Source organism: Streptomyces sp. UC4497, from assembly GCF_054871485.1.
Genome location: NZ_JBTYHB010000021.1, coordinates 127,851 through 146,282, shown reverse-complemented (window position 1 = coordinate 146,282; position 18,432 = coordinate 127,851). Strand labels below are relative to the sequence as shown.

At 70.9% G+C, this 18,432-nt stretch carries 20 protein-coding genes; 9 read left to right on the top strand and 11 right to left on the bottom strand.

All coding sequences use genetic code 11. The annotated features are described in order from the left end of the window. Nucleotides 1-300 precede the first annotated feature (300 nt). Complete coding sequence (locus tag ACYSUO_RS26885; RefSeq protein ID WP_461778814.1) at nt 301-1,890, bottom strand: diacylglycerol/lipid kinase family protein; 1,590 nt, start codon at nt 1,888-1,890, stop codon at nt 301-303. Nucleotides 1,891-1,954: 64 nt separating this feature from the next. Then, nucleotides 1,955-2,404 (bottom strand): STAS domain-containing protein, encoded by a 450-nt coding sequence (locus ACYSUO_RS26880; RefSeq protein WP_461778813.1) that lies wholly within the window; start codon nt 2,402-2,404, stop codon nt 1,955-1,957. A gap of 314 nt (nt 2,405-2,718) precedes the next feature. On the opposite strand from ACYSUO_RS26880, the gene ACYSUO_RS26875 reads away from it, so the two are divergent. Further along, on the top strand, nt 2,719-3,639 hold the full coding sequence (locus tag ACYSUO_RS26875; RefSeq protein ID WP_461778812.1) for a SigB/SigF/SigG family RNA polymerase sigma factor: 921 nt from the start codon (nt 2,719-2,721) through the stop codon (nt 3,637-3,639). A 94-nt stretch (nt 3,640-3,733) separates the two neighbouring features. On the opposite strand, the gene ACYSUO_RS26870 is transcribed toward ACYSUO_RS26875, so the two are convergent. The 3 genes from ACYSUO_RS26870 to ACYSUO_RS26860 form a co-directional block, all read right to left on the bottom strand. Beyond that, nucleotides 3,734-4,168: an ATP-binding protein gene (locus tag ACYSUO_RS26870; protein ID WP_461778811.1), complete on the bottom strand. Its 435-nt coding sequence runs from the start codon at nt 4,166-4,168 to the stop codon at nt 3,734-3,736. Between the two features lie 36 nt (nt 4,169-4,204). Next, nucleotides 4,205-4,945 carry a GAF domain-containing protein gene (locus ACYSUO_RS26865; protein WP_461778810.1) on the bottom strand — a complete coding sequence of 247 codons (741 nt, stop codon included), beginning with the start codon at nt 4,943-4,945 and terminating at the stop codon, nt 4,205-4,207. Nucleotides 4,946-5,142: 197 nt separating this feature from the next. Beyond that, complete coding sequence (locus ACYSUO_RS26860; RefSeq protein ID WP_461778809.1) at nt 5,143-5,565, bottom strand: winged helix-turn-helix transcriptional regulator; 423 nt, start codon at nt 5,563-5,565, stop codon at nt 5,143-5,145. Nucleotides 5,566-5,736: 171 nt separating this feature from the next. Between ACYSUO_RS26860 and ACYSUO_RS26855 the strand changes: the two genes are divergently transcribed. The 6 genes from ACYSUO_RS26855 to ACYSUO_RS26830 all read left to right on the top strand — a co-directional run bounded on the left by ACYSUO_RS26855 (nt 5,737) and on the right by ACYSUO_RS26830 (nt 11,380). Further along, nucleotides 5,737-6,387, top strand: coding sequence for an FMN-dependent NADH-azoreductase (locus ACYSUO_RS26855; protein WP_461778821.1), 651 nt, complete (start codon nt 5,737-5,739; stop codon nt 6,385-6,387). 533 nt (nt 6,388-6,920) lie between these two features. Then, nucleotides 6,921-7,538, top strand: coding sequence for a methyltransferase domain-containing protein (locus ACYSUO_RS26850; RefSeq protein WP_461778808.1), 618 nt, complete (start codon nt 6,921-6,923; stop codon nt 7,536-7,538). A 106-nt stretch (nt 7,539-7,644) separates the two neighbouring features. After that, on the top strand, nt 7,645-8,904 hold the full coding sequence (locus ACYSUO_RS26845; RefSeq protein WP_461778807.1) for a sensor histidine kinase: 1,260 nt from the start codon (nt 7,645-7,647) through the stop codon (nt 8,902-8,904). Next, nucleotides 8,901-9,569, top strand: a complete 669-nt coding sequence (locus ACYSUO_RS26840; RefSeq protein ID WP_461778806.1) for a response regulator — start codon at nt 8,901-8,903, stop codon at nt 9,567-9,569. The genes ACYSUO_RS26845 and ACYSUO_RS26840 overlap by 4 nt, the downstream gene beginning before the upstream one ends. An 87-nt stretch (nt 9,570-9,656) precedes the next feature. Next, nucleotides 9,657-10,592 carry an ATP-binding cassette domain-containing protein gene (locus ACYSUO_RS26835; protein ID WP_461778805.1) on the top strand — a complete coding sequence of 312 codons (936 nt, stop codon included), beginning with the start codon at nt 9,657-9,659 and terminating at the stop codon, nt 10,590-10,592. Beyond that, nucleotides 10,589-11,380, top strand: a complete 792-nt coding sequence (locus tag ACYSUO_RS26830; protein WP_461778804.1) for an ABC transporter permease subunit — start codon at nt 10,589-10,591, stop codon at nt 11,378-11,380. Before ACYSUO_RS26835 ends, ACYSUO_RS26830 begins: the two co-directional genes overlap by 4 nt. A 120-nt stretch (nt 11,381-11,500) precedes the next feature. Here ACYSUO_RS26830 and ACYSUO_RS26825 read toward each other — a convergent pair whose 3' ends face one another. From ACYSUO_RS26825 to ACYSUO_RS26815, 3 genes are read right to left on the bottom strand one after another with little or no spacing between them, the layout of a single operon-like run. After that, the gene (locus tag ACYSUO_RS26825) at nt 11,501-12,406 is read right to left on the bottom strand and encodes an MBL fold metallo-hydrolase (RefSeq protein ID WP_461778803.1); all 906 of its coding nucleotides are present in this window, start codon (nt 12,404-12,406) and stop codon (nt 11,501-11,503) included. A 50-nt stretch (nt 12,407-12,456) separates the two neighbouring features. Further along, nucleotides 12,457-13,422: a D-2-hydroxyacid dehydrogenase family protein gene (locus ACYSUO_RS26820; protein WP_461778802.1), complete on the bottom strand. Its 966-nt coding sequence runs from the start codon at nt 13,420-13,422 to the stop codon at nt 12,457-12,459. Continuing rightward, nucleotides 13,415-14,740, bottom strand: a complete 1,326-nt coding sequence (locus ACYSUO_RS26815) for an MFS transporter (protein ID WP_461778801.1) — start codon at nt 14,738-14,740, stop codon at nt 13,415-13,417. Before ACYSUO_RS26815 ends, ACYSUO_RS26820 begins: the two co-directional genes overlap by 8 nt. A 196-nt stretch (nt 14,741-14,936) precedes the next feature. Between ACYSUO_RS26815 and ACYSUO_RS26810 the strand changes: the two genes are divergently transcribed. Next, nucleotides 14,937-15,569 (top strand): TetR/AcrR family transcriptional regulator, encoded by a 633-nt coding sequence (locus tag ACYSUO_RS26810; RefSeq protein ID WP_461778800.1) that lies wholly within the window; start codon nt 14,937-14,939, stop codon nt 15,567-15,569. 398 nt (nt 15,570-15,967) lie between these two features. Beyond that, nucleotides 15,968-16,126, top strand: coding sequence for an SDR family oxidoreductase (locus ACYSUO_RS26805; RefSeq protein ID WP_461778799.1), 159 nt, complete (start codon nt 15,968-15,970; stop codon nt 16,124-16,126). A gap of 114 nt (nt 16,127-16,240) precedes the next feature. Here ACYSUO_RS26805 and ACYSUO_RS26800 read toward each other — a convergent pair whose 3' ends face one another. From ACYSUO_RS26800 to ACYSUO_RS26790, 3 genes are all read right to left on the bottom strand, one after another. Continuing rightward, the gene (locus tag ACYSUO_RS26800) at nt 16,241-17,218 is read right to left on the bottom strand and encodes a cyclase family protein (protein WP_461778798.1); all 978 of its coding nucleotides are present in this window, start codon (nt 17,216-17,218) and stop codon (nt 16,241-16,243) included. A gap of 14 nt (nt 17,219-17,232) precedes the next feature. Next, on the bottom strand, nt 17,233-17,985 hold the full coding sequence (locus tag ACYSUO_RS26795; RefSeq protein ID WP_461778797.1) for an IclR family transcriptional regulator: 753 nt from the start codon (nt 17,983-17,985) through the stop codon (nt 17,233-17,235). A gap of 154 nt (nt 17,986-18,139) precedes the next feature. Beyond that, nucleotides 18,140-18,421, bottom strand: a complete 282-nt coding sequence (locus tag ACYSUO_RS26790) for a hypothetical protein (RefSeq protein WP_461778796.1) — start codon at nt 18,419-18,421, stop codon at nt 18,140-18,142. Between the last annotated feature and the right edge of the window lie 11 nt (nt 18,422-18,432).

Sequence of the window (18,432 nt, the reverse complement as noted above, 5' to 3'; positions counted from 1 at the left end):
GTGGCGGTGATGCGTACTGCTCGTGGCGGCCCCTGATCACTGCGGGCCACCCGGTCCGGTCGTCAGTCCCGTCGCCGTCCTGCAAAAACTCTGGCTTCGAAACTCCACCACCGCACCGTCCTGCGTACTGCAACTTGCGGGTACTGCTTCCCGGCAGTTCATCTCTGCCGGGCTTTCTCGATCTCGGCTACGAGAGAAACCATAACCGCACTGCCACCCAATGTCTACTCCGGCCGGGATAGATTTTCGTGAGTCGGTCCGGGAGGAAGTCGATCGCGGTCAGCGAGCGGGTGCGTGGTGTCAGCGGAGCCACTGGCTCTGGTCGGCAGGGCGGTACAGGGTGATCGCGTTGGTGATCTTGTCGAGGACGAGGTGCCGGTAGGTCGCGTCCGTGACCTCTCCGTCGTACGCGAAGTGGGGGTCGCCGTGCAGGACTTGCAGGTCCAGGCGGCGTACCTGGGCGGTCGTCAGGACCCGGGAGTTGTGCAGGGTTCCGGTCAGGACGGCGAGCAGGAGGCGGGTGCGGGCCAGCGGGGTTCCGGCCTCCACGGCGCGGATGTCGAGCAGTCCGTCGTCGAGCTGGGTGCGGTAGGTCGGGGCGAAGCCCGCCGGGTGGTAGATGCCGTTGCCCGCGAAGAGCAGCCAGATGTCGCGGGGGCGGCCGTTGATGGCCACGGAGAGCGGGGTGCCGGTGGCCAGGACCTTGGCCAGGCCCACGGCCAGCGCGGGCCATTTGCCGATGCGCTTCTCCAGGCGTTCCCGGGCGTGGACGAGTTCGGAGTACACGCCGATGCTGAAGGTGTTGAGGAACAGCTGCTGCTCGCTGTTGGTGTGAGGGAGGTCGGGCGCCCCGTCGGACGGGTCCTGTGGCGCACCGTCTTCCGGGCCCGGGTGGGGGCCCTCGGGCGGTGTTGCCCGGCCCGCGTCGGCGGTGACCGCCTCGCCCGCCTGGATCGCGCGGGCGACATCCTCGAGGGTCTGGTTGCCGAGGTCGCCTGCGAAGTGGTTGAAGGTGCCGCCGGGGAAGACCGCGAGCGGTACGTGGTGGCGGGCGGCCGTCGCGCTGGCCGCGTTGACGGTGCCGTCGCCGCCGCAGACGCCCAGCGCACCGCCGTCCGCGACGGCGCGCAGCGCTGCCGCGTGGAGCACGTCCATGAGGTCGTCGCCCGGTTCGAACACGGTGATCGCGGCTTCGGGAAGGAGCGTGCGCAGCAGTGTCGCGGTGTCCTGGGACCAGGAGATGCCGGAGGACGGGTTGACCACCAGGTGCAGCCCCTTGCCGTCCTTGAGGGCCGGTGCCGGTTTGCGCGGGGGAGCCGCGGCCGCGGCGGTGTCCGGCTTCACCGGCCACCAGCGGCAGGTCAGCAGCGCGGCGCCTGCGCCTGCGATGACGCCGGCCGCCAGCCGGCCGCGGTGGTGAAGGCTCTCCCGGTCGCGTATGTAGGCGAGCCCCGCGGCGAAGGGCAGCACGGCGAGGCCGTGACGGGGCGACTCCACGGCGACCGCGGAGGCGAACGCCGCGGCCGGCGCCAGCGGGCTGGAGCGCAGGGGCGTGGTGCCGGGGTGGGGGAAGTGCCTGGTGAGGGCATTCGTGCGGGGGCGGGCGGCGGGTTTGGTCAGAGCCCGGTCCAGTGCCGCGACGATGGCCACGGATCCGATACCGCGCAGCGCGGCCCTGCGGCCGCTCCTGCCGCCCGACAGACCGAGCGCGGCGGCGGCACCCAGCCATACGGCGTCGTGTTCCGCGACCGTGTGCAGCAGGCGGACCGCTGAGCTTCCGCGCAGGGGCCGCTTCGCGGAGAAGGCGGAGGCGGCGGAGAAGGCGGACAAGTACGCCTTCGGTCGCTTTCCGAGTCCTTGGATCTTTCCCAGACGTCCAGATCGATTCATGCGCTCGCTACACCTCTGCACATCCAGTCCACTGCGCGACGACCGGGCCGACCGTGGCGTCACGTCACCCTATCGGCGCCTGGCTCCCGTCCGGTCGGCAGCTGTCCGCGGACGGGCGGTCGCGGGGCGGGGGCGGCCAGGCGGGGCGATGTTCCGGGGGCAGGGCCGTGAGGGCCTGGCTCACGGTGGGGTGGGAGGGCAGCAGTTCGCTGCTGCCCGTCTGGGCGAGCAGTTCGGTCAGGCGGCGCCCGGAGCCGGCCAGCAGGAGCATCCCCTCCTGGCGCTGCAGCAGCCAGCGGGCGGCGAGCAGGCAGTTGAGGCCGCGTGAGTCGCAGAAGGTGAGCGCCGTGACGTCCAGCACCAGGTGCCGGTGACCGGCCAGCACCCGGGAGCCGATGGTGCGCAGGAAGAACTGCTCGCAGTCCTGGTCGAGTTCGCCGCGCACCCGCAGCACCGCGCAGTGCTCACAGTGCGTCAGATCGGTGACGGACAGGCGGCTGGTCTGCGTGGACATCGCGGCCCCCTCGGTCGATTGGTCACGATGCGTGAGATGCGGTCGGCGCAGCCCCATCGTATGGAGTCTCTTTCCGGTTGCCCCGGGAGTTCCCTCGTACGCGTCGGAGTTCCCCAACATCTGCAATCCAGCGCCCAGTTGGGCGTGTGCAGGCTGTGGTGGTCGGTTCCCGTAGGCGGAAACGGGGGATGCCGCCGAGGGCTTCGCGCATGTTACGGAGCGTCAAATCGCTGGTGTGCTCCGGAGGATTGCGGGTATGAGGCGTGCACGCCGCACTCCCGACGGGGGAGTGCCTTCGGATTGAGGGAGCGACGATGATGCCCCAGGCCACCAGCCATCCGGCACAGCGGTCCGATGTACCCGAGCGACATATGACCGGCCTCGGGAGCGCCGCCCCTTCGGCCGACGCCCCGGGCCTTCCGTCACTCTCCGACACCGGTGCCGACGACGGCGTGGGGATCGGCACCGGCACGCTCGCGCCGGCGGACATCCGTCATCTGTCCAAGTCGCTGTTCGCCCGGCTCGACGAGGTCGAGGAGGGCACCCACGAGTACGCCTACGCACGCAACACCCTCATCGAGCTCAACCTCAACCTCGTGCACTACGCCGCTCGCCGTCTGCGGGCTCAGGGCGATTCCTACGAGGACGTGGTGCAGGTCGGCACGATCGGCCTGATCAAGGCCATCGACCGGTTCGAGCTGCAGCGCGGCGTGGAATTCACGAGCTTCGCCCTGCCCACCGTCATGGGTGAGATCAAGCGCTTCTTCCGCGACACGACATGGGCCGTCCATGTCCCCCGGCGCCTGAAGGAGCTCAGTCACCACCTCGACCGGGCGAACACCCTCCTGGAGCAGGTCAACGGGCACGCCCCCACCGTCGCCGAACTCGCCGTCCACCTCGGGCTTGACGAGTGCGAGGTCGCCGAAGGGCTGAAGGCGACCAATGGCTGCACCGCTGCCTCACTGGACCGATCGGTGGACGCCGACGAGCCCGACGACACGCTGGCCGCCCATATCGGGTGCCACGACCCGGAGTTGGCCAAGGCCGAGAACCTTCAGGCGCTCAAGCCGCTGATCGCCGCCCTCACGCCCGAGGACCGCAGGCTCCTCGCGCTGCGCTTCGTCGACGAACTGACGCAGGCCGAGATCGGACGCGAACTGGGCGTCTCGCAGATGCAGGTCTCCCGCCGCCTCGCCCGCGTCCTGGACCGGCTTCGGGTGAAGCTCAGCGCGTAGGCCGCGGCCTACGGGCCCCTCGGGAGGATCGAGATCCGTGGAGGCCCTGGGGAGCGGGGTCACTCCGCTCCCCAGGGCCTCCACGGCTGTGCGGCTACTCGCTTCCGCGGACGCCGTTTCGGGGCAAGGTCGCGTGGATCGTCTTGCCGCCGGGGCCCGCGGTCACCGCGACCGACCGGGACAGGTGGCGGACCATCGGCCAACCGAAGCCACCGGTGCCGTTCGCCATGTCGGGGGATCGTTCGTGGGGCGGTCGCCGATCGGCGTCGCTCACCGTGACCACGATGCTGTCCGCGCGGGCCTGCAGGCGCAGGGAGCAGCGGCTGCCGCGCGCGTGGCGGACGGTGTTGGTGACGAGTTCGGAGACGACGAGCTCGACACTGGCGGCGTCCTGCTCGTCGACAGCCGGGTGCAGTCGGTTCATGAAGTCGCGTGCCGCCAGCCGGGCTTCGGCCGCGGCTTCCGGTCGCTTGCTCAGCGCCACGCGTTCGTGAGCGCTGCTGTCCGTGTGCATCTGCTGCGTGCGCACTCTTGGACCCTCCTTGTGCGTGTGGGGGATGAGGGCTCAGGACACGAGGGTGGCCTGCCGGGGAACGTCCGCCCGCGCCCCGGCGGGCTGCAGGACGTGGTCGCAGGTGTCGAGCAGCGACTGGTGCCGGCGCAGGCTGGTGACCCGCAGCCAGGTCAGTGCCTCGCCGACCGGGCAGTCCTCGCGCGCGGCTACGTAACCGGCGGCCCGGTGGACGCGTTCCCAGCGCGCCGCGCGGGTGTCGGTGGCCCACACCGGCTCGGGGCCGGCGGCGTCGGCGTGCAGGGGCCTCCAGCGCAGGAGTTCCTCGCGGGCGAGCGGGGTGGCCCGTTCCGCCTCGGCGATCTGTGCCGGGCTCGGCGGGGCGGAGTGGGTGTAGTACAGGCAGATCACACCGAGCGGCCCGGACTTTCGGTGCAGCGGCAGCGCCAGAACGTGCCGGAGCGTGGGGAGTTCGTCGGACCAGCGCCGCGGACGCGTACGGCGGCCGTTGTCGGTGTCATGGACATCGGGGACGAAGGTGGTCCGAGCCCCCAACGCGGCGTCGACCGAGGGCCCTTCCGCGTGGGCGAACTGAGCGGCCTCGGCCTGCAAAGCGCCTTCGTCACTGGCGTACAGCAACTGCCACTGCTCAAGGCACGGGAGCAGCGACATGGTCACGTGCTGCGCGCCCAGCGATTCGGCGAAGGCCGTGCACAATCTCATCGGCAGGGCCCGGCGCCCCACGGCCGCCGCGAGCGACACATCATGAACGATCGACCGGTCTTCCTCCAGCATGCGCCTCACTTCCTTCCTGGACGGGCCCCTGCCCGTCCAGCGATTGCGCCGGCGTCGCGGCGGAACGTGCCCGCCGCGACGGGGGATGGAGGTCCGCCTACCACCCGCACACCGGTTTCACTCGTGAAACAACTCGGCTGGCGCTCACGTAGCCGAGCGTGATGAGCGTGTTGAGGGCGTCCCGCAGGCGCCGCGGTTCAGGACCGGGAGGAGGAGGCGGTACCGGTCCGGGTGCGGTTGGCGTGGATCTCGTCGTGGTGGTCGGCGACCCAGCCGATCAGCTGCGTGACGACCTCGTGCAGGCCGCGGCCGAGCGGGGTGAGGGCGTACTCCACGCGCGGCGGCACCTCGGCGTAGGCGGTGCGCGTGATCAGGCCGTCGTCCTGGAGCTGGCGCAGGGTGTGGGTGAGCATGCGCTGGGAGATGCCGGGGATCTGGCGCTGCAGGTCGGTGTAGCGCAATGGGCCGTGCTCCAGGACGGCGATGATCAGCATGCTCCACTTGTCGCCGACCCGGTCCAGGACCTGCCGGACGAACGGCATGTGGTCGGCGGGGATGCTCGCGCACGGCCCGATCGCAGCCGCCATCTCCCTATCAGTGCTGTCCTGCATGGCGCCCATTCCCCTCCGTCGCGCACACCAATGTGCCTTTTGTACCGGCTTCCATACTGGCGCATCATGGCGCTACGAACAAATGAGAGGAATTGGAGGTCAGGCCATGAAAGGAGAGATCTGGGCCGAGGCCACCCGCCACCTCATTCCCACCCCATCGCTGTGAAAGGCACAACCGCCATGTCGTACCTGCTGCACATCGACTCTTCCTCGCTCGGCGAGGCGTCCGTCTCCCGTCAGGTCGCTCAGTCCTTCCGTGACCAGTGGCAGGGGCCGGTCGTCCACCGCGACCTCGCCGCCTCGCCGGTGCCGCACCTGAGTGGCGCGGGCATCACGGCCCGCGTCGCCGACCCGGCCCGGCACACTCCCGAGCAGGCGAAGGCGGCCGCGCTCCAGGACGAGTTGATCGAGGAGTTCGTGGGCGCCGGCGCGTACCTGTTCACGGTGCCGATGTACAACCTCTCGATGCCGTCGGTGTTCAAGGCGTGGCTGGACCAGATCGTCGTCACGGACCGCACTCTGATCTTCGACGGCCCCTCCCCGGTCGCGGGCCGTCCGGCCCTGCTGATCTCCGCGCGGGGCGGCGGCTACGGCCCCGGCACTCCCAACGAGGGCCTCGACTACGTGGTGCCCACCCTGGAGGCCGTCCTGGGCCACGACCACCTCCTCGGCCTGGACGTCACCACCGTGATACCCGAGCTGACCATGGCCCCCGTGACTCCGGCCATGGCCCCGCTCGTTCCCCTGCACGAGGCGTCCATGACGACCGCCCACGACAAGGCCCGCACGCTCGCCACGACGTTCGACGCGTCGCTCCAACAAGCCGTATGAGGCAGGGCTGTTGTGCGCGATCAACCCTGCGCGGGCGGCATGGGGGAGACGTCCCTCGCCGTCTCATGACGCGCAACTCCCGTGTATACGTTCGTAGTTGGCCCGGGAGCCCCCTGTCGTGAACCATCGCGCAACCGGGCGTCCTCCCGCTGCCGACCACTACGCGACGATCTCGGGGTGATTCACGGCGCGGCAGGTGTGAACGCATGGGGCCCCACTCGGGTGCGGAGGGCTCCTGGTGCCGTTGACAGGTGGCGCATGTGGCGCAGGTGGTGCTTGAGAGGGCAGTAAGGGGCAGGCCCCGAGACGGAGTTGGCGTGAAACTCCGGCTCCGTGTAGCGGTCAGGATCAGGTCTCAGCTTTCCTTGCGCGGGCCCGCAAATAGGGCGAAGTCCGCGATGGAGGTAGCTATGTCTGTGTTGAGTGCCGCTCGTGTCGGGGTGAACCGTGCCCTGAGTCCTCTTGGTGTGCAACTGGTTCGTGGGCACAGTGATGACCCGGCGATCCAGTCCTTCGTTTCCGCCCGAAGGACGTTGACGGCGGCCCGGCGCGCGGGGCTGACCCTGGAGGACTACATCGACCGGTACAGCGCCGCACCGGGTGCGACCGGCGAGACCGTGGACGCCTTGTTGCGGCTGGCGGATCTCGGCGAGAAGGTGGAGCGGGTGTGTGAGATCGGCCCGGGGTCGGGCCGGTATGCGGCCCGGGTGATCGACGCGATGCACCCGAACACCTACGAGATCTACGAGACCGCGGGGGACTGGCTGACCCGCCTGAAGACGCTGCCGAACGTGCTGGTGCAACCCGCCGACGGGCGCACCCTGAATGCCACCCCCACCGACTCGGTGGACCTCGTGCACGCCCACAAGGTGTTCGTCTACCTCCCGTTGGCCACCAGCATCGGCTATCTCTACGAGATGGCCAGGGTCGTACGCCGGGGAGGGATCGTCGCGTTCGACGTGGTGAACGAGGACTGCCTCGACGACGAGACGACGGCGACCTGGGTCTCGAACAGTACGACTCTCTACGGCATGATCTCGCGCTCGTGGCTGCTCGACCGGCTGGCCGAGCGTGGCCTGTCCCTGCTGGGCAGCCACTTCGTACCGCTCAGCGGCGGACGCACCGAACTGCTGGTGTTCCGACGGGTGTGAGGGTCCTGCTGCCGGGTGCGACTGCCAACGAACCGACTGCTCTCGACCCGCCCACTACTCCCTGAGGCGTATGCGGCCCGGCCCCAGAGCCCATACTGTGAAGGACGTGACGACCCCCGACCGCCTGCCTCTTCGGGCGCTGCCGCCACGCGCGACGGACCTTCTCGTGGTGGCGGCGGTCGGCCTGCTCACCGGATCGGATCTCGCGGTCAATGACCCCGGGTACACGCAGGCCGACTGGTTCAGCCGGCTGCTCCTCGTGGTCTCGCTCGGCGCGCTGCTGTGGCGCAGGAGCCTGCCGCTGCCGGTCGCGGCGATCACCGGAGCTGCCTGCGCGGGCTGGGCCCTGTACGGGCACATCGGTGAACTCCTGAATCTCCCGGTCATCGTCGCGCTGTACACCGTGGCGGTCACGGGCCGTCGGCGCCGCACGTGGTGGACCGGTGTGGTCGCGGCGCTCGTCTCGGGGGCGGTGGCGCTGCGGGTCGGGCTCGACGTGGCCAATCCGCAGGGGTTGCCGCTGCTGGAGATGATCTGGCCTGTGGTGCCGCTGCTGCTCGGTGAGGTGGTCCGTACGAGACGGCAGCTGACGCAGGAATACGCGGCCAGGGCCGCCCGCGCGGAGGAGGACCGGGAGCGGGAGGCGGCGCGGCGGGTGCGCGAGGAGCGGGTGCGGATCGCCCGCGAGCTGCACGACATCGTCGCCCACACGGTGACCGCGATGACGGTGCAGGCCGGGGTGGCGCTCGACGCGCTCGACGCGAAGCCGGAGGTGTCGCGGCGGGCGATGCGGCAGGTACGCGAGTCCGGTAAGGAGGCGGTCCGGGAACTGAAGGCCACGGTCACCGTGCTCCGCGAGCCGGATGGCGAGGCGGCGGAGCCGGCGCCCGGGCTCGGTCAACTCCCGGCGCTGGTAGAGCGGTTCGGCGGAAGCGGCGTCGCCGTGACGCTGGCGCAGGAGGAGGCCATCACCGGCGTGCCGCAGATGGTGGAGCTGGCGACGTACCGCATCGTGCAGGAGGCGCTGACCAATGTCGTCAAGCACGCGGGGGCCCGGCACGCGGCGGTGTCGGTGCGGGCCCGAAGCGGCGTGCTGCATGTCGAGGTCGTGGACGATGGCGCCACCGCCACCGCCACCGCCACCGCCCCTGCTCCCGCCTCCGTGGCCGCAGGTGGCGCAGGCGGATTCGGGCTGGTCGGGATGCGCGAGCGGGCTGTCGCGGTGGGCGGCACCATCGCATACGGTCCGCTTCCCGGTGGGGGTTTCCGGGTCGCCGCCTGGCTGCCGACGGCCTCCGCCGGTGGGCACCCGCCCGCCTCCGAGGGCGGCCCGGATCCGCTCACCACCGAAGGAGATGCGCGATGACCGTCCGCGTGGTGCTGGCCGACGACCAGACGGTCGTCCGCGCGGGCTTTCGCGCCCTGCTGGATCTCACCGACGACCTGGTTGTGGTGGCCGAGGTGGCGGATGGGCTCAGGGCGGTCGAGGCCGTGCGCACCACCCGCCCGGACGTCGTGCTGATGGACATCCGGATGCCCGGCGTCGACGGAATCGAGGCCACCCGGCGCATCGCCGCCGACCGCACCCTGGACGGCGTCCGCGTGCTCATGCTGACGACGTACCGCGTCGACTCGTACGTCTTCGAGGCCCTGCGCCACGGAGCCGCCGGCTTTCTGCTCAAGGACATCGAGCCGGACGACCTGCGCTCGGCGATCAGGACGGTCGCCGCCGGACAGAGCCTCCTCGCTCCCGCGGTCACCCGCTCCGTGGTCGAAGAGTTCGCCCGCCTCAAGGCACCGGAGACGGCAGGCGCGCAGCGCTTGGCCCCGCTCACCGACCGCGAGCGCGAGGTGTTGGCGCTGGTCGCGGCGGGACTCAGCAACGAGGAGATCGGCAAGGAACTGATCATGAGCCCGCTCACCGCGAAGACCCACGTCAGCCGGGCCATGACGAAGCTGGGCGCGCGGGACCGGGCGCAGCTGGTCGTGATCGCGTACGAGACCGGTCTGGTCCGCGCCGGGGAGCGCTGACCCCGCGCTTTCGCTACTCCCGCGGGAGTAGCGGCCGACTCCCGGCGCAGGACGTCGGATCGCTCCGCCGTCCCTAGCGTCGACGACATGATCGAGGCAACGGAACTCACCAAGCGATACGGCGACAAGACCGCCGTGGACCGACTCTCCTTCACCGTCCGCCCCGGACGGGTGACCGGCTTCCTCGGCCCCAACGGCGCCGGGAAGTCGACCACCATGCGGGTCGTCCTGGGACTCGACGCCCCGACCGCCGGACAGGTCACCGTGGGCGGCAAAAGGTACGAGGATCTCGCCGCGCCGCTGCGCACCGTCGGCTCGCTCCTCGACGCCAAGGGCGTGCACGGCGGCCGCTCCGCCTACCAGCACCTCGCCGGACTCGCGGCCGGCAACAACATCCCGCGCCGCCGCGTCGACGAGGTCCTGGACCTGGTCGGCCTGCCGCAGGCGACCGCCGGGCGCCGCACCAAGGGCTTCTCGCTCGGCATGGGCCAGCGCCTGGGCATCGCCGCCGCGCTGATCGGCGATCCCGAGGTGCTGATCCTGGACGAGCCGGTCAACGGCCTGGACACCGAGGGCATCCGGTGGATCCGCGACCTGATGAAGTCGCTTGCCGCACAAGGCCGTACGGTCTTCCTCTCCTCGCACCTGATGAGCGAGATGGAGCTGACCGCCGACCACCTGATCGTGATCGGCAGGGGCCGCCTCCTCGCGGACACCACCATGCGCGACTTCATCGAGACCAACTCCCGCGCGCACACCCTGGTGCGCTCCCCGGAGCCGGAGAAGCTGCGCGCCCTGCTGGAAGCCAAGGGCGCCCGCGTACGTCTGGACCCACGGGGCGACTGGCGGGTCGAGGGGCCCGACGCCGCCACGATCGGCGACCTCGCCCGCGACCACGGCCTCGCCGTGCACCAACTGACCGCCGCTCACTCCTCGTTGGAGGAGGTCTACACCGCCCTGTCCCAGGACGCGGCCGAGTACCGCACCGCTTCCGTACGTGAGCCCGAGGAGACCCTGCGATGACCACTCATGCCACCAACCCGGCCCCGCCACTCACCGGCGCCCGCGCCGGATACGTACAGGCCCTCGCCCACGAGTGGATCAAGTTCCGCAGCGTTCGCTCCACGGTGTGGACGACCGCCGCGACCACCCTCCTGCCGGTCGTGGGCGCGGTGTTCGTGGCGGCGACCGGCAGCCTGCAGCGCGACGACACCGTCCTCGGCGGCAGCCTCACCCTGGCGGTCGTCGGGCAGATGCTGGCCGCCGTGGTCGGTGCGCTCCTGGTCACCGGCGAGTACAGCAGCGGCACCATCCGCACCACGTTCGCCGCCAACCCGCGCCGCGCGACCGTCCTCGCGGCCAAGGGAACCCTGATCGCCGGAGTGCTGTACGTCCTGTCGCTGGCCTCGTGCTCCCTCGCCTACTTGGCCGGCGATGCCATGCTCGACGACGGGACGTACGCGCAGGGCCGACCGTTGCCCGCCCTGTTCGGTGTCGCGGGATCCTTCGCGGTGGCCGGACTGCTCGGCCTCGCGGTCGGCACGCTCGTACGCCACTCCGCCGGTGCCGTGACCACCGTCAGCGGCCTGCTGCTCCTGCCGTCCCTGTTCGGTCCGCTGTTCGGCGACGCGCAGCGCTGGGTCGCGGGGATCTCGCCGACGGCGGCCCTGGAGAAGCTCACCCAGACCTCGGACGCCACGGCGGAGGCGGTCGGCAGCCTCGGCCCGTGGCCCTCGCTGTTGCTGGTCGCCGGATATACCGGGGTACTGGTGCTCGCCGCGGGAGCGGTGCTGCGACGCCGCGACGCGTGAGCCGAGAGGCAAGACGGCAGCGAACCGGCGCTGGGTGACTGCTCACTTCGCGTAAGGCCCGCCGGTGCGCGGCGGAAACACCGCGGACCGGCGGGCCCTACGCGAACGTGCGGCGGGTTCCTACCGGCTGCCCTCGTCCTCCCACGGGCGCCAGCCGCCCGTGCCGTCCACGGTGCCGAGTTGCTGGTCGGCGAAGTGCACACCGAAGCCGAGGACGCCGTCCTGGGCCATGAATCGCACGAGCCGGCGACGCGACTGCTCGGCCTGTGCCCGGTCGTGGTCGAGGACGACTTCCCAGTCGGGGTGCCGGACCTGGACGGGGGAATGCATGGCGTCGCCGAAGGCCACGATCCGGCGGCCGTCACCGGTGTCGAGGATCCAGGCCGTGTGCCCGGTGGTGTGCCCGGGCAGCGCCCAGGCACGTACTCCCTCCGCGATCTCCGTTCCGTCGGCGACGGCGGTGGTCCGTTCGCTCTGTCCGGCGAGCCGTGGGCCGGACGCGGGGTCCAGGCCTCGAAGCTCGCCTTCCCCGACGATCCAGCGCGCGTTGGGGAACAGGCTGCGCGGATCGTCGACGGCGTCCGGCCGGGCCCACCCCGTGTGGTCGTCGTGCAGGTGGGTGAAGGCGACCGTCTCCAGCGAGGCGGGGTCGACGCCCAGGCGCCGCAGGTGTTGAGGGAGGCTCTGCACGTGGTCGAAGCCGTGCTGGAAGTGTTCGGGGTCCTCGCCCGAGATGCGACCGTGGCCGGCGTCCAGGAGCAGGCGCTTTCCGCGACGCTCGACGAGCAGCGCGCCGCATCCCATGGCCAGGTGGCCCGCGTCCGTCATGTGAGGCCCGTGGTCCGTCCAGTCCTCGTCGACCGAGGCGGGGTAGACGCGGGTCGGGATCATGTGGACGCCCGCGTCGGGGACGTAGGTGAGGGTGAGGTCGCCCAGGGTGCGCGTCCACAGGCATGGCAGGCGGCCCCCCGAACTGTCGGCGGGATCGTGCTGCGCGGTGGTGGTGGGCTGCTCGCTGGAGCTCATGGTGGGACGCTTTCCTTGTTGGTGCGGGGAAGTGGCGGGGTGTGGTCCGGTCACGGCGTGAGGACGCGGACCGGTTCGCCGGCGGCGTGGGCGAGGATGTCGTCGAGTGCGTCGCGGTAGAAGATTTCGTAGGCGCCGTCGGTCACGTAGCCCAGGTGTGGGGTGAGCACGGTGCGCGGAGCGTTGTGCCAGGGGGAATCGGCGGGCAGCGGCTCGGTGGAATGGACGTCCAGGGCGGCTCCGCCCAACGTTCCGGCATGCAGCGCGGTCAGCAGGGCCTCCTCGTCGACGACGGGCGCGCGTGAAGTGTTGATGAGCAGCGCGTCCGGCCGCATCAGAGCGAGTTCCTCGGCGCCGATGAGGCCGACGGTGCGTGGGGAGAGCCGGACGTGCAGCGTCACCACGTCCGACGTGGTCAGCAGTTCCCGTTTGCTGACGGGCGTGACGCCCAGCGCTGTCGCGTGCCCGGGGTCGAGGTGGGCGCTCCAGGCGACGACGTCCATGCCGAAGGCGAGCCCGACCCGGGCCACGCGACTGCCCACGCCGCCAAGGCCGATGACGCCCAGGCGAGCGCCGTGCAGGTCACGCCCCACGGTCCGCTGCCAACCGCCGTCACGCAGGTGGCGCTCCTCGGCGGGGAGCGAACGGGTCAGGGCGTGCAGGAGCCCCCAAGTCAGTTCGGCCGTCGAGGTCAGTCCCGCGGCGCGGGTGCCGGACACCACGATGCCGCGCCGGGCGGCCGCGGCCGTGTCGATGGCCGCGTTGGCCGGACCGGTGGTCACCAGAAGGCGCAGATTTGGCAGTCTGTCGAGCACCTCGGCGGGGAACGGGGTGCGCTCGCGCATGGCGACGACCACGTCGAACGGTTCCAGCGCGGCGATCACCTCCTCGGGCCCGCCCAAGTGCTCGTGGAAAAAGGTGAGTCGGGCGCCTTCAGGCAGGGAGTCCCAGGCGGCGTACCGGTGTGCCGCGTGCTGATGGTCGTCCAGGATCGCCACTCGGCGGATCTCAGGCATGAGTGGTCTCCTCGGTGTGTACGTGGGCGCGGTCCGCGCGGCCGCCGGAGGTACGCACCGCGTGGGCGTCTTCGTCGGCCTCCGGTGCGGCGAGCGGTTCCGCGGGGCTCGGGCGGAGCAGTTCCAGGGACCAGATCGCGAGGCCGAGCAGCGCGATCACCGCTCCCAGCGCGGAGATTCCGGTCCAGCCCACGAGCGGATAGAGCGCGGCCGTCAGCGCGGAGGTGACGGTGCTGCCGGCGAAGGCGGAGACCATGAGCGCTGTGGTGACCCGGCTGCGTGCGTGCGGGACTCGGCGGTACAGGGCGCTCTGGTGACTGATCAGCAGTGCCTGCTGTGCCAGGTTGAGCGCCACGATGCCGACCATCAGCGCGCCCAGACCGAGCGGGCCTCCCCGCCCGGCGAAGACGAGCACACCCCAGCTGCCCGTCAGCACGATCAGCCCGCCGGTCGTCACCCGGCGGCCGTGACCGCGGTCCGCCAGTCGGCCGGTCACCGACGCGGCGGCGGCCCCGACGACCCCGACAAGACCGAACAGACCGATGATCGCCGGTCCGTACCCGTAGGCGGGCCCGGCCAGCAGGAACGACGAGGCGGTCCACAGGACCGTGAATCCGCCCATGCCGACGGCGGCCAGCGCCATGCGCCGGCGCAGCAGCGACTCGGTGCGCACCAGCGTCACCACCGAGCCCAGCAGCCGTGGATAGGGCGTCCGCGCGGCCGGCGGTACGAGAGGCAGCACCAGACGCAAGGTGATCGCCAGCACCACCATGACGCCCGCCGCGAAGACGAACACCAGCCGCCAGTTCCCGAATTCGGCCAGCACCCCGGCGACCGTCCGCGCGAGCATGATGCCGATGAGTAGCCCGCTCATGACGGTGCCCACCACCGCGCCGCGTTCATGGTCGGCCGCCAACGAAGCGGCCATCGGCACTACGATCTGCGCCACGGCCGAGGTCGCTCCCACCAGGGCCACCGAGGCGTACAGCGCGCCCAGCGAGGGGGAGGCCGCCGCGCCCAGGAGAGCGACGGCACTCAGAGCGAGCAGCCCGCTCACCAGCCGGCGCCGCTCCAGTACGTCCCCCAGGGGCACCAGGAGTGCCAGCGAGAGCGCGTAGCCGATCTGTGAGGCGGTGACGATCAGTCCCCCGGCCCCCTCGGAGACGCCCAGCGCCTTGGAGACGACGGGCAGCAGAGGCTGCGCGTAGTAGATGTTGGCAACGGCCGCGCCGCACGTCACCGCCAGCAGAAGCACCATGGCGCGGCTCAGCGAGGAGCGGCCGCCTGTGCCGCCCTTCCTGCATTCTGGATCGTTCATACCGAAATACTTGCCACCGCTCGACGGACTGGTCAAGCTATTTCAGATCGATCAATCCATAAGTGACCGGAGTCACCATGAGCCGCCACGGCCCCGGCGTCTCGATGCGTGGCATTTTGTGGAGTGATTGGTCCAATATGGGAGCCACGGAAGTGTTCCCACGCCGGAACGCTCGTCTTTCACGCAGGAGGTCCCTATGCCGCCGGCCGGCCGCCCCCGCGCCTTCGATACGGAGGCCGTACTGGAGGCTGCGATGCTGCTGTTCTGGGAGCAGGGATACGAAGCGACCTCCCTGGCGCAGCTGCGAGCCGCCACCGGGCTGTCCTCCGCGAGCCTGTACGGCGCCTTCGGCTCGAAGGAAGGACTGTTCAAGCAGGTCGTCGAGCACTACATGAAGGGGCCGGGCAGCGTCACCGACATCATCGAGGACGAGACGGTCAGCCCACGAGAGGCCGTGAACGGCCTGCTGCACCGCTCGATCGACATGCAGGCGGACTCGTCCCACCCCACCGGCTGCCTCATCGCGCTGGCCGGCACGATGCGGGCACCGGGAGATGAGCACGCCGAGGTGTGCGCGACCGTCGCGGCACAGCGTCGAGCGGACCGGGTGCGCATCAGGGCCTGCGTCGAGCGGGGCATCACCGCCGGTGAACTCGATACCGACGCCGACGTCGACGCGGTGACCACCATGGTTCACGGCTTCCTCCTCGGCCTCTCCACGCAGCTGCGCGACGGGGTGGCCGCGGCGACTCTGCACAGCGCGGTCGACGTGCTGCTGCTCAACTGGCGTCGCACAAAGGACGCTCAGCCCGAGCCCGACCGGCTCTGAGCCGCCGGTGCGCCGGGCCGCGGGCGAGCGTAAGGCGTCTGCAAGCGCAGTCCGGGCTGGTTCACGCACCGGCCCGGACTGCCCCGCCAAGGTCCTACTTCTGCACGGTATTTGCGCTCGCCAGATCCATGAAGGTGGCGACGTGGGCCGGAGGCATCGCCGCCGGCCTCAGTTGAGACGGGCGAGACCGGGTGCTCGAGGTAGAAGCTCTTCCCCTCTTCCGCGTCAAGCCCGTTCAGTGAGATCGTCCTGGACTGCGACATCCTGACGATCGAACGTGCCGACCTGCACATCGTCCGGAGGGTCGCGAGGTATCGGGCGCTCGATAGCCGCGCGTCTCGCAAAGGAAGGCGCGCTCGTCGCGCTCACACACGCCCGCGCGCCCTTCTCCCGGCTGGGTGCGAACCGACATGAACGCCGCCGGCCGCGAGAATCCCGAGATGGCGGCGGCGATCGAAGCGGACACCGCCCTGGGACGCTTCGGCGAAGTTTCCGACGTCGCCGCGGTGGTGGCCTTCCTGGCCTCCGACGAGAGCCGCTGGGTGACCCCCAGGTGATCGAGGCAAGCGGCGGCTACAAACTCTAATCCCATTCAGAGCGTCCCCTGCATCCCCTGAGGTGGGTCGGCGCAACCGCGGAAGCTGCGCCGGTCCACCCGTCGATCTCGATTGTCAGCGCAGCGCCGTCGCGTTGGCCGGTGAGCCGACTCCGCCGGTGAGGTGGAGGGGCTTCACGGTCAGGAGGCTGTCCCAGCGGCCGGTGGCGCGGCAGTCCTCGGCGAGCGCGGTCAGGTTCCACAACTCGCCCAGGGGGAGGCCGAGTTTGGCGATGAGTTCCTGGTGCATCATGCCCGCGTCCTCGGGCGCGCTGTCGTGGAAGTCGCTGTCGGGAAGCACGGGCAGGACCTCGACGGCGAACGTGTCGGTGGCCATCAGCGCGATGCGGTGGTCCCAGCACCAGGCGGCGAACTCGCGTGACTGGGCGAAGCCGGTGGCGCGGCGTGCGGCACGTGTCTCGGTACGGGTGTCCGGGTCGGTGGTGAGGTACCAGTGGGCCCAGCCGGTGTGGACGAGCACCAGATCGCCGTCCTCGACGGTGCAGTGCTGTGCCGCGAGGGCCTCGTCGAGCAGGGCGGGGGTGAGGGCGGGGCCCGTGGTGTGGTCGAGCGGGGTGCCGCGCTCGTGCAGGTAGCCGTCGATGTCGATGAGCAGGCCGCGGCCCACCAGGGGTGTCTCGGCCCAGAGTTGGACGCCGAGGCGTGGGCTGCGCGGGATGATGGCGTCATCGGGTACGCCGTTGTAGAAGCCGTGTCCGGAGGCGCGGCGGTGGCGCAGCCCGTCGACCTGGGTGCTGGCCTGGAGGTGGAAGCCGTCCAGGGAGTCGTCGCGGGCCTGGTCGTGCTTGGCGGTGATGTGGTGTGTGGGGATGCCGCGGGCCCGTGACATGGGCGGGTCGAACGCGTCGAGGGCGTAGTCGAGGCTGATGGCCCGCCCTTCGCGTACGCAGGGGGTGGCGCGCAGGATCTGCTCGGGGCCCGCGAAGTTGGCCATGCCGCGCTCGGGCTGTTCGGTGAAGACGTGCCAACTGGAGCCGGAGGGAGCGTCGTTGCGGGCGAGGAGATCTGCGTAGGTGGGTATCGGATGGGGCACGGCGGCGCTTTCGGTCAGGCGCAGCGCACGGCGATCGCCTTCGCTGCGTGGCGGACTTCGGTGATGATGCTCTGGTGGTCGTCCTCGGGCAGGTCCGTGCTGGGGCCGACGATGCTGAGGGCGCCGAGCAGGGTGTCGTCCTTGAGGATGGGGGCGCTGACGGAGGTGACGCCCTGGACGCGTTCGTCCTGGGAGAGGGCGTAGCCGTCGGTGTGTACGCGCTGGAGTTCGGCGGTGAGGTCCTCGGCGGTGACCTGCTGGCCCGACGCCCTGGTGAAGGGGGTCGCGGCGGTGACGTAGGCCGCCTGTTCGTCCTCGGGGAGCCAGGCGAGCAGGGCCTTCCCGGCTCCGAGGTGGAGGGAGAGCTTGTCGCCGATGGGGAGTTGGTAGCGCAGCGGGTTGCGGCCCTCGACGCGTGCGATCGGCACCCGCGAGTGGCCGACCCGGACGAACAGGGTCGGGGTGAGACCGGTGGTGGCGGCCAGCTCCTGCAGGATGGGCAGGGCGACCGGGCTGAGGCGGTTGTTGACCAGGAACGCGTGGGCGGTGGCGACGGCCGCGGGGCCGGCGACGTACCCGGTGTCCTCCCTGGCCGCGTAGCCGCGGTCGACGAGGACGTTCAGGATGCGCTGGGCGGTGGCCACGTGCAGTTCCGCGCGGCGGGCGATGTCGCTGAGCCGCAGCGGGTGCCTGGCGTCCTCGAGGACTCCCAGTACGTCGAAGGCCCGGTCGAGCGAGCGCATGGGAGTGGCGGATGGGCTGGCCATGGGCTGGGGCTCCTGGTCGTCGGCGCGGCACCCGGTGTGCCGCTGCCTGATAAGAGTTATCAGACTGTCGGCCGACGGCTGCGCGGGTCTCCCAAGAGCGTGCCTCGCCAGCCCGCCGGCGGGCCTCCCAGGAGCGTGCTCGCCCGCCCGCCCGTCAGGGGGAGGTCGAGCCCGCGGCCGGTTGCAGGTCGTGCGCGGCGGCGGGGGCGTCCGGCTCGGGCTTCTCCTTGTCGACGTAGGACAGGATGAAGGCGAGCAGGCCGCTGACGCTCGCGGTGATGAAGGTCGGCGGTCCGGCCTGCTCGCCGACGGCGGCGACCCACCCGGCGTCGCCGAGCGCGATCCCCAGGGCCTGGGCGATGACGACGACGAACCCGCCGGCCAGGAAGCCGATGACGCTGAGGCGGAAGAGGAACTGGAGTGTGCGGACGGTCATGGGACGGCCTC